The following is a 13,887-nucleotide window of genomic DNA, read 5'->3' as shown; positions in this document are numbered from 1 at the left end:
ACACCCAAGAAGAAGGAGTTACGAGATGTGTTTTGGATTCGACGGTGACGGTGCGCTGCAGCGCTCACTCGAACAGCGCGGGCTGAGCCGGCGCTCCCTCATCCGCGGCGCCGCCGCGGGTGCAGCCGCACTCGGGGTCGGCGGTGCTCTGGCCGCGCCGGCACAGGCCGCCGTCAGCTCCGGCCGTGGACACGGCGGCCGCCGTGTCCCGGCCGACAAGATCAGCATCCAGCTCTACACGCTGCGCTCTATCATGACCGGGGCCGGTGTCGACGCGACGCTGAAGAAGCTGGCGCAGATCGGCTATGACCGTGTCGAGCTGGCCGGTCTCTACGGGCGTACCGCCGCGGACATCCGAGGCGTTCTCGACGGCCTCGGGATCCGCTCCAACTCCAGCCACGACGGCCTGAGCAGCAGCTTCGCGGCGCTCGAGACCAAGTTCGACAACTCCGAGACGCTCGGGGTCCGCTACCTCAACGTCCCCTACCTGGCCTCCAGCTCGCTCTCCGACTGGCAGGCCTGGGCCGACCAGATGAACAACGAGGCGGCGGCCGCGAAGCGGCGCGGCTTCCGCTACGGCTACCACAACCACGCCCATGAGTTCACCACCGACCTCGGTGGCGGGGTCACGCCCTGGGACGTGTTCATGCGGGAGCTCGACCCGGCCTACGTCCACCTCGAGGTCGACCTCTACTGGGCCGTCACCGGCGGGGTGAACCTCGGCATGTCCAGCGACGAAGCCATCGACTTCGCGATCGACGTGGTCGACCGGGCTCCGCTCCAGGTCCGCCAGTACCACGTCAAGGACCGCAACGAGGCCACCGGCGACCACGTCGACCTCGGCACCGGGTTCATCGACTTCGCCAAGATCTTCCGCGCCCACCAGGTCGAGGACTACATCGTGGAGAACGACAGTCCCGACGTCACCCCGATCCAGACCGCGGAGGTGGGCTACTCCTACCTGCGTGGCCTGCGCTTCTGACGTACGCCACTCCTGACCCGGCAGCCGCCCCCGACCCTCCCTCCGGGGCGGCTGCCGTCGTCTTGCGGACACCCGGTGAACTCGCCGAGAAGTTGAGATGACGACCATCCCCAAACGGCCGGGCGCCCCGTGTCGGGCCCTGTGAACCATCCAGGAGGGTCATAGGCTGAAGACCATGCCATCGCCCCGGGTATCGCTGATCACCGCTGTCTACAACCCGCCCGCCGATGCCTTCGAGGACACGATCGCGTCGGTTCTCGGCCAGACCCACGAGGACTGGGAGTGGGTCCTCAGCGACGACCGCTCGCCGGCTGCGTGGGTGCTGCCGCGGCTGCGGGAGCTGGCCGCGAACGAGCCGCGGGTGCGCATCGTGGAGCGCGCGGAGAACGGTGGCATCGTGGCCGCCTCGAACTCGTCGCTGGCCGAGGCGAGCGGCGAGCTGATCGCCCTGCTCGACCACGACGACGTGCTCGAGGCGAACGCGCTGGAGAAGATGGCCAGCGCCTACGACCGGTTCGAGGACCTCGACTACGCCTACAGCGACCAGGACCTGATGTCGGACGCGGGCGAGCTCCGCGACGCCTACTACAAGCCCGACTGGTCCCCGGAGCGACTGCGCCACCACAACTACTGCACCCACTTCTCGGTGCTGCGCCGCTCCGTCGTGGAGGAGGTCGGCGGCTTCCAGGAGGGCTTCGACGGCTCCCAGGACCACGACCTCGTGCTGCGGGTCAGCGAGCGCGCGCGCCGCATCGTCCACGTACCCGGCGTGCTCTACCACTGGCGCCAGGTGCCGGGCTCCGCCGCCGCGGACAACCACGCCAAGCCGTACGCCTGGGACGCCGGCGTACGCGCCGTGCAGGCCCATCTCGACCGGCTCGGGATCCGGGCCACGGCCTCGCACGGCGTCTCGCCCGGGCTCTACCGCGTCGAGCGGGAGCCCGACCTGGACACCCCGGTCAGCGTGATCATCCCGACCATCGGCACCAGCGCGATCGTGTGGGGCGAGAAGCGCGCGATGGTCGTCGAGACCGTCCGCTCGGTGGTGGCCTCCACCGAGCACCGCAACGTCGAGTTCGTGATCGTCTACGACACCCCGACCCCGGCCCCGGTGCTGGAGGCGCTGCGGGCGATCGAGGGCGCCGACATCAAGCTGGTCGAGTTCACCGAGAAGTTCAGCTTCAGCGCCAAGTGCAACGTCGGCGCCGCCCATGCGACCGGTGACGTCCTGGTCTTCCTCAACGACGACATGGAGGCCTACTCCGAGGGCGTCATCGAGAACCTGATCGCGCCGCTGCGCGAGCCCGACGTCGGCATGACCGGCCCCAAGCTCCTCTTCGAGGACTTCCGCATCCAGCACGCCGGCCTGGTCTACGGCAGCGGCACCATCACCCACGCCTACTATCGGGCCCGCCCCGAGGAGCGCGGCAATCACGGCGAGCTGCACATCAACCGGGAGACCTCCGCGCTGACCGGCGCCTGCCTCGCCATGCGGCGCGAGGTCTTCTTCGACGCCGGTGGCTTCAGCGAGCGCCTGCCGGTCAACTACAACGACGTCGACCTGTGCCTCAAGGTCCGTCGCTCACTGGGTCTGCGCCTCGTCTGGCTCCACGACGTCACGCTCTTCCACTTCGAGTCCGTCAGCCGCGACAACGCCGTCCACGACTGGGAGAAGGACTTCATCAACAACCGCTGGGGCAACTACAAGGACGTACGCGAGGCCTACTCCAACGGCGTCCGCTGACCCGGCGCATCCTGACGCCGCAAGTCGTCGAGTCGGCGCAAACTGACGAGAAACACCGCCGAGTCGGCGCATCCTGACCGGATTCATCGCCGAGTCGGCGCGTCATGACGAGCCGACTCGGCCGCGGTGTTGGTCAGGACGAGCCGACTCGGCGCTCAGCCCTGGGCTGCGCGACGGAGGCGGCGGACGACTCGTCGGCCGAAGTTCCGCACCGGGTGGCGGGTGGCGTAGGTCAGGTCGGCCTCGAGGCCGGCGACCCTGCCGCGCAGCCGCTCGATGCGCTCGCGGCGGCGCCGGTTGACCTCGCGGGCCTCGCGCAGCTGCTTGGACAGGGTGCCGACCCGGGCCTGGGCGGAGTTGGCGGAGGCCTGGATGCCGAGGATGTGGTCACGGGTGGCCAGCCGGGAGCGGGTGACCTCCTCGAACTTCCGGGTGTGTACGTCACGGAGCCGGACCTCGTCGGCAGGCGCGGCCTGGACGAGCTCGGGGGCGGCCGGCGCGAGCTCGCCGTCGGCGAGCGGCCGGGCGGAGAGCTGGAACTGGTAGACCAGCGCGTCGGGCTGCTGGCGTACCCACTCCACGGCCACCTCGGGAAGCAGGCCCGGGTCGACGGCGACCTCGACGTTGAGCGGGTCGGCGGTGGTGCCGCGCAGGTCCTCGACCGCGTAGCCCGCGTCGGTGAAGAGCTGCAGCAGCCCCTCGCGGGAGTAGAACTTGATGTGGGTGCGGTCCAGGAGACCGGTGTCGGTGGTCTGCCAGCGGCCCTGGAGCAGGGCGAGGCGGACCGAGCCGTGGGTGACGTTGGGGATCGAGATGACCACCCGGCCGTCGGGGGCGAGCAGGTCGCGGGCCTGCTCGAGCGCAGCCCGCGGGTCGACGAGGTGCTCGAGCACGTCGGCGAAGATCACCAGGTCGAAGGAGCCGGGCTCGACGATCTCGGTCAGCGGGGTCGCGTCGACGTCGGCGACGACCACCCGCTCGAGGACCTTCTCGGCCAGGCTCGCCGCCTCGGGGTCGATCTCGATGCCGGTGACGGTGCAGCCGCGCTCGGTGAGGATCCGGCCGATCTCACCGGTCCAGCAGCCGACGTCGAGGACCCGCTTCCCGCCGTCTGCCGAGGAGATCGGCGCAGCCAGGTCGATGACCTGCACATGGCTGGTGTTGGCGTGATCGAGGTCGATCTCGACGGCGTAGTGCGACATGCGACGAGGGTAGCGACCTTTGGTGGCGCCGCGCGGGTTCGGCACGGGTGATTCACCGGCTGTTTCGACGCTTCGGCGACGTACGGGGAAATGGTCTGTTACACAGTGGAAACAGACGCTTCGGGGTGTCGAAACGTCCCCGGGTGAAGGTGGCGGCGAAGATGACAGGATCAAGGACCTCTGGAGGCGCCCTCTCGTGAAACTCGTGACCGCAGTGATCAAGCCGCATAAGTGGGAGGACGTGCGTGAGGCCCTGGAGGCCTTCGGCGTGACCGGCATGACCGTCTCCGAGGTCTCCGGCTACGGCCGGCAGAAGGGCCACACCGAGGTCTACCGCGGCGCGGAGTACGACATCGCCCTGGTGCCGAAGATCCGCATCGAGATCGTGGTGGAGGACGAGGACGCGGCCGACGTCGTCGGGATCGTCGTGAAGACCGCGCAGACCGGACGGATCGGCGACGGGAAGGTCTGGCTCAGCCCGATCGAGTCCGTCGTCCGGGTCCGGACCGGTGCGCGAGACGCCGAGGCGCTCTGATCCAGTGGACCGCTCGACCATTAGGCTTCGTCCGAGTGCCGGTCCATCGAATCCCACCGGAGGAGAGAAATGAAGCTCGTCACCGCAGTGATCAAACCCCACAAGTGGGAGGACGTCCGCGTCGCCCTGGAAGCTGTCGGTGTCACCGGCATGACCGTCTCCGAGGTCTCCGGCTACGGCCGGCAGAAGGGCCACACCGAGGTCTACCGCGGCGCAGAGTACGACGTCGCCCTGGTGCCGAAGATCCGCATCGAGATCGCCGTTCCCGACGAGGAGGTCGAGTCGGTGGTCAGCGCCATCGAGACCTCGGCGAAGACCGAGCGCATCGGTGACGGCAAGGTCTGGGTCTCCCCGCTGGAGACCATCGTGCGGGTCCGCACCGGCGACCGCGACGACGCCGCTATCTGAATCCCATGAAGGGGGCTGGGCGTGACCGCTGAGGGCCGGGCGGCGCGCACAGCCGAGGCCGACGAGCAGTGCGCCAAGGCGTACGCCGCGGCCGGCGGCCCCGAGGTCGGGGTCGCCCTGGTCGCGGTCGGGGGATACGGGCGCGGCGAGCTCGCGCCCTTCTCCGACTGGGACGTGGTCCTGGTGCACGACGACGACATCGTCGTCGGCCCGGTCGCCGAGCAGGTCTGGTACCCGCTCTGGGACACCGCCCCCAAGCTCGACCACTCGGTGCGCTCCTTCTCCGAGATGCTCTCGGCCTCGACCGGCGACCTCCGGGTCGCCCTCGGGCTGCTCGACATCCGGCACCTGGCCGGCGACCGCGGCCTGGTGCTGCGGCTGCGTACGACGATGCTGGCGCACTGGCGCAAGCACGCCCGGGCCCTGCTGCCCGAGCTGAGGACGATGAGCGTGGAGCGACACCGGCGTGCCGGTGAGCTCGCCCACGCCTCGGTGCCGGACCTGAAGGAGATGTACGGCGGGCTGCGGGACGCGGTCGTGATCAAGGCGATCGTGGCGACCTGGCTGGTCGACGTACCCGCGGTCGACCTGGAGAAGTCGCGCCGCGCCCTGCTCGACGTCCGTGATCTCGTGCAGGAGACCGGCGGCCGGGCCACCGACCGGGTCGTGCCGGAGATGTGGGACCAGCTCGCCGAGAGGCTCGAGCTGGCCGACGCCCGCACGGCACAGGCCCACGTACGCACCATCGGCCGCCGCCTCGCCCACCTCTCCCGCCTGGCCTGGCGACGGGTCGACGGGGTCCTGGAGCGATCCCGGCCCGGAGCGCCGCGCCGCCCGCGGCTGACGCCTCTGGGCGGCGGGCTGGCGCTCGCCTCCGGGGAGGTCGTGCTCGTGCCGGGCGCCCGCCCCGCTCGGGATCCGTTGATGCTGCTGCGCGCCTCGGCGCTGGCCGCCGAGCACGGGGTCGCGCTGGCGCCGCCGACCGCCGCCCGACTGGCCAAGGACACCCCGGCGCTGGCCGAGCCGTGGCCGGAGGACGCCCGTCGGCTCTTCGTACGTCTGCTGGGTGCCGGGCGCGGGCTGCTCGCGGTCTGGGAGACCCTGGAGGAGACCGGCGCGGTCTCCCGGATCCTGCCCGAGTGGGAGCGGATCCGGCTCCTCCCGCACGCCTCGATCATCCACCGCTTCACCGTCGACCGGCACACCATCGAGACCTGCATCGAGGCGGTCGCGCTGCTGCCGCGCGTGGCTCGCCCCGACGTGCTGCTGGTCGCGGCGCTGCTCCACGACATCGGCAAGGGGTCGCTGACCGAGCACAGCGTCGCGGGGGAGCCGATCGCCCGCCGGATCGCCTCGCGGATGGGGTTCCCGGACGACGAGGTCGAGCTGATCTCGCAGCTGGTGCGCTGGCACCTGCTGCTGTCGGTGACCGCGACCACCCGTGACCCCGACGACCCGGCGACCGTCGACCTGGTGGTCGACACGATGGGCGACGCCGAGGCGCTCGCCCTGCTCACCGCGCTCACCGAGGCGGACGCGCGGGCGACCAGCACCCAGGCCTGGACCAGCTGGCGGGCCCGGCTCATCCTCGACCTCGCCCGCCGGGCCGCGCGGGTCCTCGACACCGGCGTCGCGGCGGGGGAGCGGTCGCAGGCCGCGGTGGAGATCCCCGAGAGCGTACGTTCGGGCTCGACCTCCTTCCGTGCCGAGCCGCTCGCCGACGGCGCCCGGGTGTGGGTGATCGCGCCGGACCGGCTCGGCCTGCTCGCCGACCTGGCCGCCACCTTCGCGGTCGCGCGGCTGCCCGTCAGGGCCTGTCGCGCCTGGCAGCAGGGCGGTTTCGGCGTGAGCGTGTGGGACCTCGACGACTCCTATGTCGACGCCGCCGTGCTTCGCACCCGTTTCTCCGCCATCACCGAGGGCCGCCTCGACCCGACGACCCGGCTGGCGCCGAGCGCGGCCGCGCGGGGGAGCGAGCCCTCGGTCGTCGTACGTCCCGAGGCGTCCAGCAAGGCCACGGTCCTCGAGGTGCGCACCATCGACCGTCCCGGGGTCGTCTACACCGTCGCCGTCGCGCTGGCGCGGATGGAGATCGCCGTCCGTTCCGCCCATATCTCCACCCTCGGCCCGCAGGCCGTCGACGTGTTCTACCTCCAGGAGGCCTCGGCCGGAGTCCTCGCCGAGCATCGGGCGGCCGAGGCGGCCCATGCGGTCCGCGCGGCGCTCGAGTGCTGAGCGGCACCGTGCCACCTCCGATGACGCCTGCCGAATAGCACCCCACACACAACAGTTCGTTAGTCTTGGCAGGACCACCACTCTGCTGAAGGACCGCTTTGTTCGCCACGCTCTCCGACCGGCTCGCCACGACGTTCAAGAACATTCGGGGCAAGGGCCGCCTCACCGAAGCCGACATCGACGCCACCGCTCGCGAGATCCGCATCGCGCTGCTCGAGGCCGACGTCGCGCTGCCGGTGGTGCGCGAGTTCGTCGCCCGGGTCAAGGAGCGGGCGCGCGGCGAGGAGGTCAGCCAGGCGCTGAACCCCGCCCAGCAGATCGTCAAGATCGTCAACGACGAGCTGGTCACGATCCTGGGTGGCGAGACCCGCCGTCTCCGTTACGCCAAGACCGGCCCGACGGTGATCATGCTCGCGGGTCTGCAGGGTGCCGGTAAGACCACCCTGGCCGCAAAGCTCGCGCTGTGGCTCAAGGAGCAGGGCAAGGCCCCGCTGCTGGTGGCCGCCGACCTGCAGCGACCCAACGCGGTCAACCAGCTCCAGGTCAACGGTGAGCGTGTCGGCGTCCCCGTCTACGCGCCCCAGCCCGGCAACGCCGGAGGAATCGAGCACGGTGGGGACCCGGTCGATGTAGCGCGGAGCGCTATCGAGGAGGCCAAGCGCAAGCTCCACGACGTGGTCATCGTCGACACCGCCGGCCGCCTCGGCATCGACGAGGAGCTGATGAAGCAGGCCGCCGACATCAAGGCGGCGGTCAACCCCGACGAGGTCCTCTTCGTCGTCGACGCGATGATCGGTCAGGACGCGGTCAACACCGCGCAGGCCTTCCTCGACGGTGTCGGCTACGACGGCGTGGTCCTCACCAAGCTCGACGGCGACGCCCGCGGTGGTGCGGCGCTCTCCATCGTCCAGATCACCGGCAAGCCGGTCATGTTCGCCTCCAACGGCGAGAAGATGACCGACTTCGACCTGTTCCACCCCGACCGGATGGCCGGCCGCATCCTCGACATGGGCGACATGCTCACCCTGATCGAGCAGGCCGAGAAGACCTTCGACCAGGAGCAGGCCCAGCAGGACGCGGCCAAGCTCGCGACCGGCGAGTTCACGCTCGAGGACTTCCTCAAGCAGATGCAGCAGCTCCAGAAGCTCGGCTCGATGTCGAAGCTGATGGGCATGCTGCCGGGGATGGGCCAGTTCCGCGAGCAGCTCGACAACTTCGACGAGCGCGAGATCGACCGGATCAAGGCGATCATCCAGTCGATGACCCCGGCCGAGCGCGCCAACCCGAAGATCCTCGACGGCTCCCGCCGCGCCCGCATCGCGAAGGGCTCGGGCCGCCAGGTCTCCGACGTCAATCAGCTCATCCAGCGCTTCACCGAGGCGTCGAAGATGATGAAGCAGCTCGCCTCCGGTGGCGGCATGCCCGGGATGCCCGGCGCGCCCGGTGCCGGCTTCGGCAAGCGCGCCGGCGCCAAGCAGGTGGCCCAGAAGAAGAAGGGCAAGGGCGCGCGCAAGTCCGGCAACCCGGCCAAGGCCGCCCAGCAGGCCAAGGCGGACGCCGAGAAGAAGCCGGCCGCCGCCAACCCGTTCGGTGTGCCGGGCGGCGAGGAGATCGACTACGAGAAGGCCGCCGCCGAGCTCAACCTGCCCGGGGACTTCTCCAAGTTCCTGAAGTGACCCGCCTCGACCGCATCGTCGTCGTCGACCACTCCCCGCAGTGGGCACGGTCCTTCGAGTCGGCGCGGTCGCTGGTGGAACCACTCCTGGCCGAGCAGCTGGTGCGCCCGGTCGAGCACATCGGGAGCACGTCGGTCCCAGGCCTGGCCGCCAAGCCGATCATCGACATGCTCGCCGTGGTGAGCTCGTACGAGGCGGTGGCGAGCTCTCTTCCTGCGCTGGAAGAGGTCGGCTGGGTCTGGGCCCCCGAGCCTCGCGACGTCGAGCAGCGGAAGTGGTCGTGGTGCTCGCCGTCGATCGCTCATCGCACCCATCACCTGCACGTGGTCGAGGAGTCCTCGGAGGGCTGGCCGACCTGGCTGGCCTTCCGCGACCACCTGCGCACGAACGCCGAGGACCGTGAGGCGTACGCCGCGATCAAGCGCCGCCTCTCCGAGGCCGACGACGAGGACAGGGTGACCTACCGGGCAGGGAAAGCTCCCTTCATCACCTCGGTGCTGTCCCGGATCACCGTGAACTGACTGTCCAGCCACTTCCGTGCACATGCGTGGAAGTGGCACCTCGGAGGCCCTCGCGGCTTGCGACTTCGGCGCACATGCGCGGTTCTTGCAGAGGGTCCCAGCGGCTTGCGCCGGGGTGGGTGCATATCCTGGCGGCGTGGCTACGGTTCTGGTCGTCGACGGCGCCAATGTCGTCGGTGCCCGCCCCGACGGCTGGTGGAAGGACCGTGCCGGCGCGGCCCGCCGGCTGCACGAGGCGCTGCTGGTCGCCGACCTCCCGCACGACCGGATCGTGCTGGTCCTGGAGGGACAGGCCAAGGGCGGCGTACGTCCCGGCCGCGACGCCCACGTGCTCACCGTCCATGCGCCCAAGGACGGGGACGCCGCGATCGTCGGTGCCGTCCGTGAGGCGCAGGAGAAGGGTGACCGGGTGACGCTGGTGACCGCCGACCGGATGCTGCAGGCACGCTGCGGCGGCGCCACGGCCCTGGGACCGTCCTGGTTGCTTGACCAGATCTGAGGAAATTCACGGGGTTACGCACGCGTAGCCATTGACCGACGATGTGATCGCCGTCACGCTGGGAGCGCTCTCACGAGTCCTGGCACCCCAATGCCGAGGTGCCGGCAGATCACTCTCAGGAGGCCTGTCCCGTGCGATCACACAGACGGCGCGGCGCGATCGGTGGAGCCTCGGCTCTCGCCGGTCTGCTCTGCGCCACGCTCTTCGTTGCCCCCGCGTCCAGTGCGGCGCCCACCAGCGCGCCCGCCGGCGTGTCCACCGATGCGCTCACGCGCTCGGGCCACACGCTGCCCTACAAGAACCCACGTCTGGCGACCAAGACCCGCGTCGCCGACCTGCTCGCCCGGATGACGCTCGCCGAGAAGGTCGGTCAGATGGCCCAGGCCGAGCGTGCCGATGTCGCCGCGAACCCCGCACAGATCGCCGAGCTCGGGCTCGGCAGCGTGCTCTCCGGCGGCGGCTCGACCCCGGCCGAGAACACCCCGGAGGCCTGGGCCGACACGGTCGACGCCTTCCAGGAGCAGGCGCTCTCGACCCGGCTGGGGATCCCGCTGCTCTACGGCGTCGACTCGGTCCACGGTCACGGCAACCTCAACGGCGCGACCGTGTTCCCCCACAACATCGGCCTCGGCGCGACCCGCGACCCGAAGCTCGCCGAGCGGATCGGGCACATCACCGCGGAGGAGACCCGCGCGTCCGGGCCGCAGTGGACCTTCGCCCCGTGCGTCTGCGTCGCCCGCGACGACCGGTGGGGGAGGACGTACGAGTCCTTCGGGGAGAGCCCGAAGCTGGCTGCCCAGATGGCCCAGATGATCGAGGGCTTCCAGGGCGACAAGCGTGAGCTCGACGATCCCGACCGCGTCCTGGCCACCGCCAAGCACTTCGCCGGCGACGGCTTCACGACGTTCGGCACGGGCGAGGGCGACTACACCATCGACCAGGGCATCACCCAGGCCTCGCGCGCCGAGTTCGAGAAGCTGGCGCTCTCGCCGTACGTCACCGCCATCAAGAAGCACGACGTGGGCTCGGTGATGCCGTCCTTCTCCAGCGTCGACTGGACCGAGGACGGACTCGGCAACCCGCTCAAGATGCACGCCCACAAGGAGCTCGTCACCGGCTGGCTCAAGGAGAAGCAGGGCTTCGACGGCCTGGTGATCTCCGACTGGCGGGGGATCCACCAGATCCCGGGGACGTACGCCGAGCAGGTGGCCACCTCGGTCAACGCCGGCCTCGACATGTTCATGGAGCCGTTCTCCGGTGACACCGTCGGCTACCCGCAGTTCATCGAGGCGCTGACCACGGCCGTCGAGACCGGCAAGGTCCCCATGGCCCGTATCGACGATGCGGTCTCCCGGATCCTGACCGCGAAGTTCGACCTCGGGCTCTTCGAGAAGCCGTTCACCGACCGGCGCAACATCGACGAGATCGGCAGTGCGGACCACCGTCGCGTCGCGCGCGAGGCGGTGGCGAAGTCGCAGGTGCTGCTCCGGAACAGGCACACGCTGCCGCTCTCCGGCCGCGACGACGTCTACGTCGCGGGCAGCAAGGCCGACAGCATCGGTGACCAGGCCGGCGGCTGGACGATCACCTGGCAGGGCAACTCGACCCACCAGATCCCCGGCGACACGATCCTCGACGGTATCGAGTCCGCGGCCCGCGGCGAGGTGACCCACTCGCCCGACGCCTCCGCGCCGGTCCCGGCCGGGGCACACGGCGTCGTGGTCGTCGGCGAGCACCCGTACGCCGAGGGCTTCGGTGACGTCGGCGGCCCGCGCTGGGGCTACGACCCCGGTGAGGGTGGCGTGCTCCGGCCGGCGCTGACGATGCAGCTCAGCGACACCGACACGGCGGCGATCGAGACGGTCTGCGCGGCCGCGGCGACCTGCACGGTGCTCGTCGTCTCCGGGCGTCCGATGATCATCCCGCCCGAGCTGCTCGGGCAGATCGACGCCCTGGTGGCCTCCTGGCTGCCGGGCAGCGAGGGCAAGGGCGTCGCCGACGTGCTCTTCGGCAAGCGCCCCTTCACCGGGAAGCTCCCGGTGACCTGGCCCCGCTCGGTCGACCAGGAGCCGATCAACATCGGCGATTCCGACTATGACCCGCTGTTTGCGTACGGACACGGTCTGAAGACCCACCGATAACGGAACTGGCCCGGTCCGAGTTCTGCGAATCTTCGATTCGCGACGCTTGGATCGGGCCATTTCGGTGCATGATTCGTGCATGCAGACGCTACGCGTAGACGTATCGGGACGTGCGCTCAGCTTCCCGCCCGACAAGATCGTCCGAATCGGGCGCTCGATCGATGCCGACGTGGTGCTCTCGTCCTCCTCGGTCTCCCGCGCTCATGCGGAGCTGCGCCCGGACCCGTCCGGGTGGAAGCTGGTCGACGTCGGCTCCGCCGGAGGGACGTACGTCTCCGGCAGCCGCGTCACCGAGGTGCCGTTGACCGGTGCGACCGAGGTCCAGCTCGGCCCGGCGGGGCCGGGCTCGACGATCACGGTCACCCTCGACGACGCGCCGGTCGCGGCGGGTGCTCCGCGTGCTCAGGCGCCGGCTCCGCCGCCTCCGCCGGCGATGGCGGGCGCCACGGCCGCTCCGCCCTCCGGGGCGGCACCGGCGGCCCCGCCCCCGCCCGGCAACCTGCCGCCCGCGCCCCCGGCGCCCTCGGCGACCCAGGACATCTCCGAGATGACGATCGCTCCCGGGATGGCCCGCCCGGTCGCTCCCGGCCAGCCGCCGACCCCGCCGAGCGGCCCCGACCTGCTGCTGGTCGCCGAGGGCAAGGAGCACCGCTTCCGCCACCCGGTCACGGTCACCATCGGCCGTGCGGCCGACAACTCGGTCGTGCTGGAGGACCAGGGCGTCTCCCGCCAGCACGCCCGGCTGGTGGCCACCCCCGGCGGCTGGACCTTCGAGAACGGCTCCCAGACCGGGTCGTTCCTCAAGGGGAAGCCGCTGATCCGCGAGGAGATCGACGAGGAGACCGAGATCCGCCTCGGTCACCCGGTCGCCGGCGAGATCCTCAAGGTCATCCCGATCTACGCCGCCGAGGTCGAGGTCGCCCGTGCCGCCGCCAAGCGCCGCAACAAGCTGCTGCTGTGGGGCGGGATCGGGGCCGCGGCTGCGGTCGTGGTCATCGGACTGGTCGTCGCGATGTTCGTGGTGCCCGGCGGCGACCCGGCCGCCCAGGACACCGGCCTGACCAAGGAGGAGCTCAACAGCGCGCAGCGAGCCGCCGTCTGGATCACCTACGCACCGACCGAGGACACCATCGCGATGGGGTCCGGGTCGATCGTCAGCGAGGACGGCAAGATCCTCACCAACGCCCACGTCGCCGACCCGGCGAAGATCCCGGAGTACGCCGCCAAGGGCGAGGTCTCGCCCGAGGTCGTCAACATCCACCTGACCGACCCGGCCGAGGGCTACAAGGTCGGCGAGCCCGACTACATCGCCAAGGTCATCGAGTCCGACGGCGAGGTCGACAGCGCGGTCGTGCAGATCATCGCCGACGGCGAGGGCAACCCGGTCAACCCGTCCTCGCTCAACCTGCCGACGATCTCGCTCGGCGACTCCAACGCGGTCGACCGCGGCGACTTCATCGCCACGATCGGATTCCCGATGCTGCCGAAGGAGAGCTTCGCGGACAAGGAGGGCGTGCTCTTCCAGCCGCCGACCGTCGCCGAGGGCAACGTGGCGACGATCCTCTCCTTCGAGGGGGAGGATCGGGCCGTCTTCGACGTCACCGCCCGGATCTCCAGCGGCAACTCCGGTGGCGCCGCGGTCAACGACGACGGTGAGCTCGTCGGCGTACCGACCTCCATCGGGTGGGACGACAACAACGTCGTCACAGGCCAGGTCATCCCGCTCGCCCAGCACTTCCCGATCCTCGAGGCGGCCGGGGTGAAGGTGCCGACCCCGGGCAACTAGGGCGCGTCTCTCAAATCCACGCCCGCTACGCGGCGTTTCGCATCCGATCTGGCGGCGTTGCCGCCGCTCAACAGCCGGTGAGGATGCCGTCGCGACGGGCGCCTTGCCAGATCGGCCCGAAACGCCGCTCGCGGCCGCCGTGTCTTTAAGAGACACGC

11 protein-coding genes are annotated in these 13,887 nt (G+C 70.4%); 10 read left to right on the top strand and 1 reads right to left on the bottom strand.

The window, feature by feature from the left end; genetic code table 11:
• Positions 1 to 25 precede the first annotated feature (25 nt).
• Both ACIRON_RS05030 and ACIRON_RS05025 read left to right on the top strand, forming a co-directional pair.
• Positions 26 to 982 carry a sugar phosphate isomerase/epimerase family protein gene (locus tag ACIRON_RS05030; RefSeq protein WP_402989730.1) on the top strand — a complete coding sequence of 319 codons (957 nt, stop codon included), beginning with the start codon at positions 26 to 28 and terminating at the stop codon, positions 980 to 982.
• A 175-nt stretch (positions 983 to 1,157) separates the two neighbouring features.
• The gene (locus ACIRON_RS05025; RefSeq protein ID WP_402989727.1) at positions 1,158 to 2,726 is read left to right on the top strand and encodes a glycosyltransferase; all 1,569 of its coding nucleotides are present in this window, start codon (positions 1,158 to 1,160) and stop codon (positions 2,724 to 2,726) included.
• A gap of 155 nt (positions 2,727 to 2,881) precedes the next feature.
• Here ACIRON_RS05025 and ACIRON_RS05020 read toward each other — a convergent pair whose 3' ends face one another.
• On the bottom strand, positions 2,882 to 3,928 hold the full coding sequence (locus tag ACIRON_RS05020; protein WP_402989724.1) for a class I SAM-dependent methyltransferase: 1,047 nt from the start codon (positions 3,926 to 3,928) through the stop codon (positions 2,882 to 2,884).
• A gap of 196 nt (positions 3,929 to 4,124) precedes the next feature.
• On the opposite strand from ACIRON_RS05020, the gene ACIRON_RS05015 reads away from it, so the two are divergent.
• From ACIRON_RS05015 to ACIRON_RS04980, 8 genes are all read left to right on the top strand, one after another.
• Positions 4,125 to 4,463 carry a P-II family nitrogen regulator gene (locus ACIRON_RS05015; protein WP_141803747.1) on the top strand — a complete coding sequence of 113 codons (339 nt, stop codon included), beginning with the start codon at positions 4,125 to 4,127 and terminating at the stop codon, positions 4,461 to 4,463.
• Between the two features lie 69 nt (positions 4,464 to 4,532).
• Positions 4,533 to 4,871: a P-II family nitrogen regulator gene (locus ACIRON_RS05010; RefSeq protein ID WP_008363338.1), complete on the top strand. Its 339-nt coding sequence runs from the start codon at positions 4,533 to 4,535 to the stop codon at positions 4,869 to 4,871.
• 21 nt (positions 4,872 to 4,892) lie between these two features.
• Positions 4,893 to 7,106, top strand: a complete 2,214-nt coding sequence (locus ACIRON_RS05005) for a [protein-PII] uridylyltransferase (protein WP_402989720.1) — start codon at positions 4,893 to 4,895, stop codon at positions 7,104 to 7,106.
• Positions 7,107 to 7,204: 98 nt separating this feature from the next.
• The gene (ffh, locus tag ACIRON_RS05000; RefSeq protein ID WP_402989717.1) at positions 7,205 to 8,782 is read left to right on the top strand and encodes a signal recognition particle protein; all 1,578 of its coding nucleotides are present in this window, start codon (positions 7,205 to 7,207) and stop codon (positions 8,780 to 8,782) included.
• Positions 8,779 to 9,303, top strand: a complete 525-nt coding sequence (locus ACIRON_RS04995; RefSeq protein WP_402989714.1) for a GrpB family protein — start codon at positions 8,779 to 8,781, stop codon at positions 9,301 to 9,303. Before ffh ends, ACIRON_RS04995 begins: the two co-directional genes overlap by 4 nt.
• A 136-nt stretch (positions 9,304 to 9,439) precedes the next feature.
• Complete coding sequence (locus ACIRON_RS04990; protein ID WP_378727834.1) at positions 9,440 to 9,802, top strand: hypothetical protein; 363 nt, start codon at positions 9,440 to 9,442, stop codon at positions 9,800 to 9,802.
• Between the two features lie 131 nt (positions 9,803 to 9,933).
• Positions 9,934 to 11,943: a glycoside hydrolase family 3 protein gene (locus tag ACIRON_RS04985; protein ID WP_402989710.1), complete on the top strand. Its 2,010-nt coding sequence runs from the start codon at positions 9,934 to 9,936 to the stop codon at positions 11,941 to 11,943.
• A 79-nt stretch (positions 11,944 to 12,022) separates the two neighbouring features.
• Positions 12,023 to 13,729 carry an FHA domain-containing protein gene (locus tag ACIRON_RS04980; RefSeq protein WP_402989707.1) on the top strand — a complete coding sequence of 569 codons (1,707 nt, stop codon included), beginning with the start codon at positions 12,023 to 12,025 and terminating at the stop codon, positions 13,727 to 13,729.
• Positions 13,730 to 13,887: the final 158 nt, after the last annotated feature.

The sequence above is a fragment of the Nocardioides sp. NPDC101246 genome (assembly GCF_044767415.1).
Lineage (GTDB): Bacteria > Actinomycetota > Actinomycetes > Propionibacteriales > Nocardioidaceae > Nocardioides.
The sequence above is the reverse complement of the archived record's forward strand: the minus strand, read 5'-3'. Positions and strand labels throughout refer to the sequence as shown.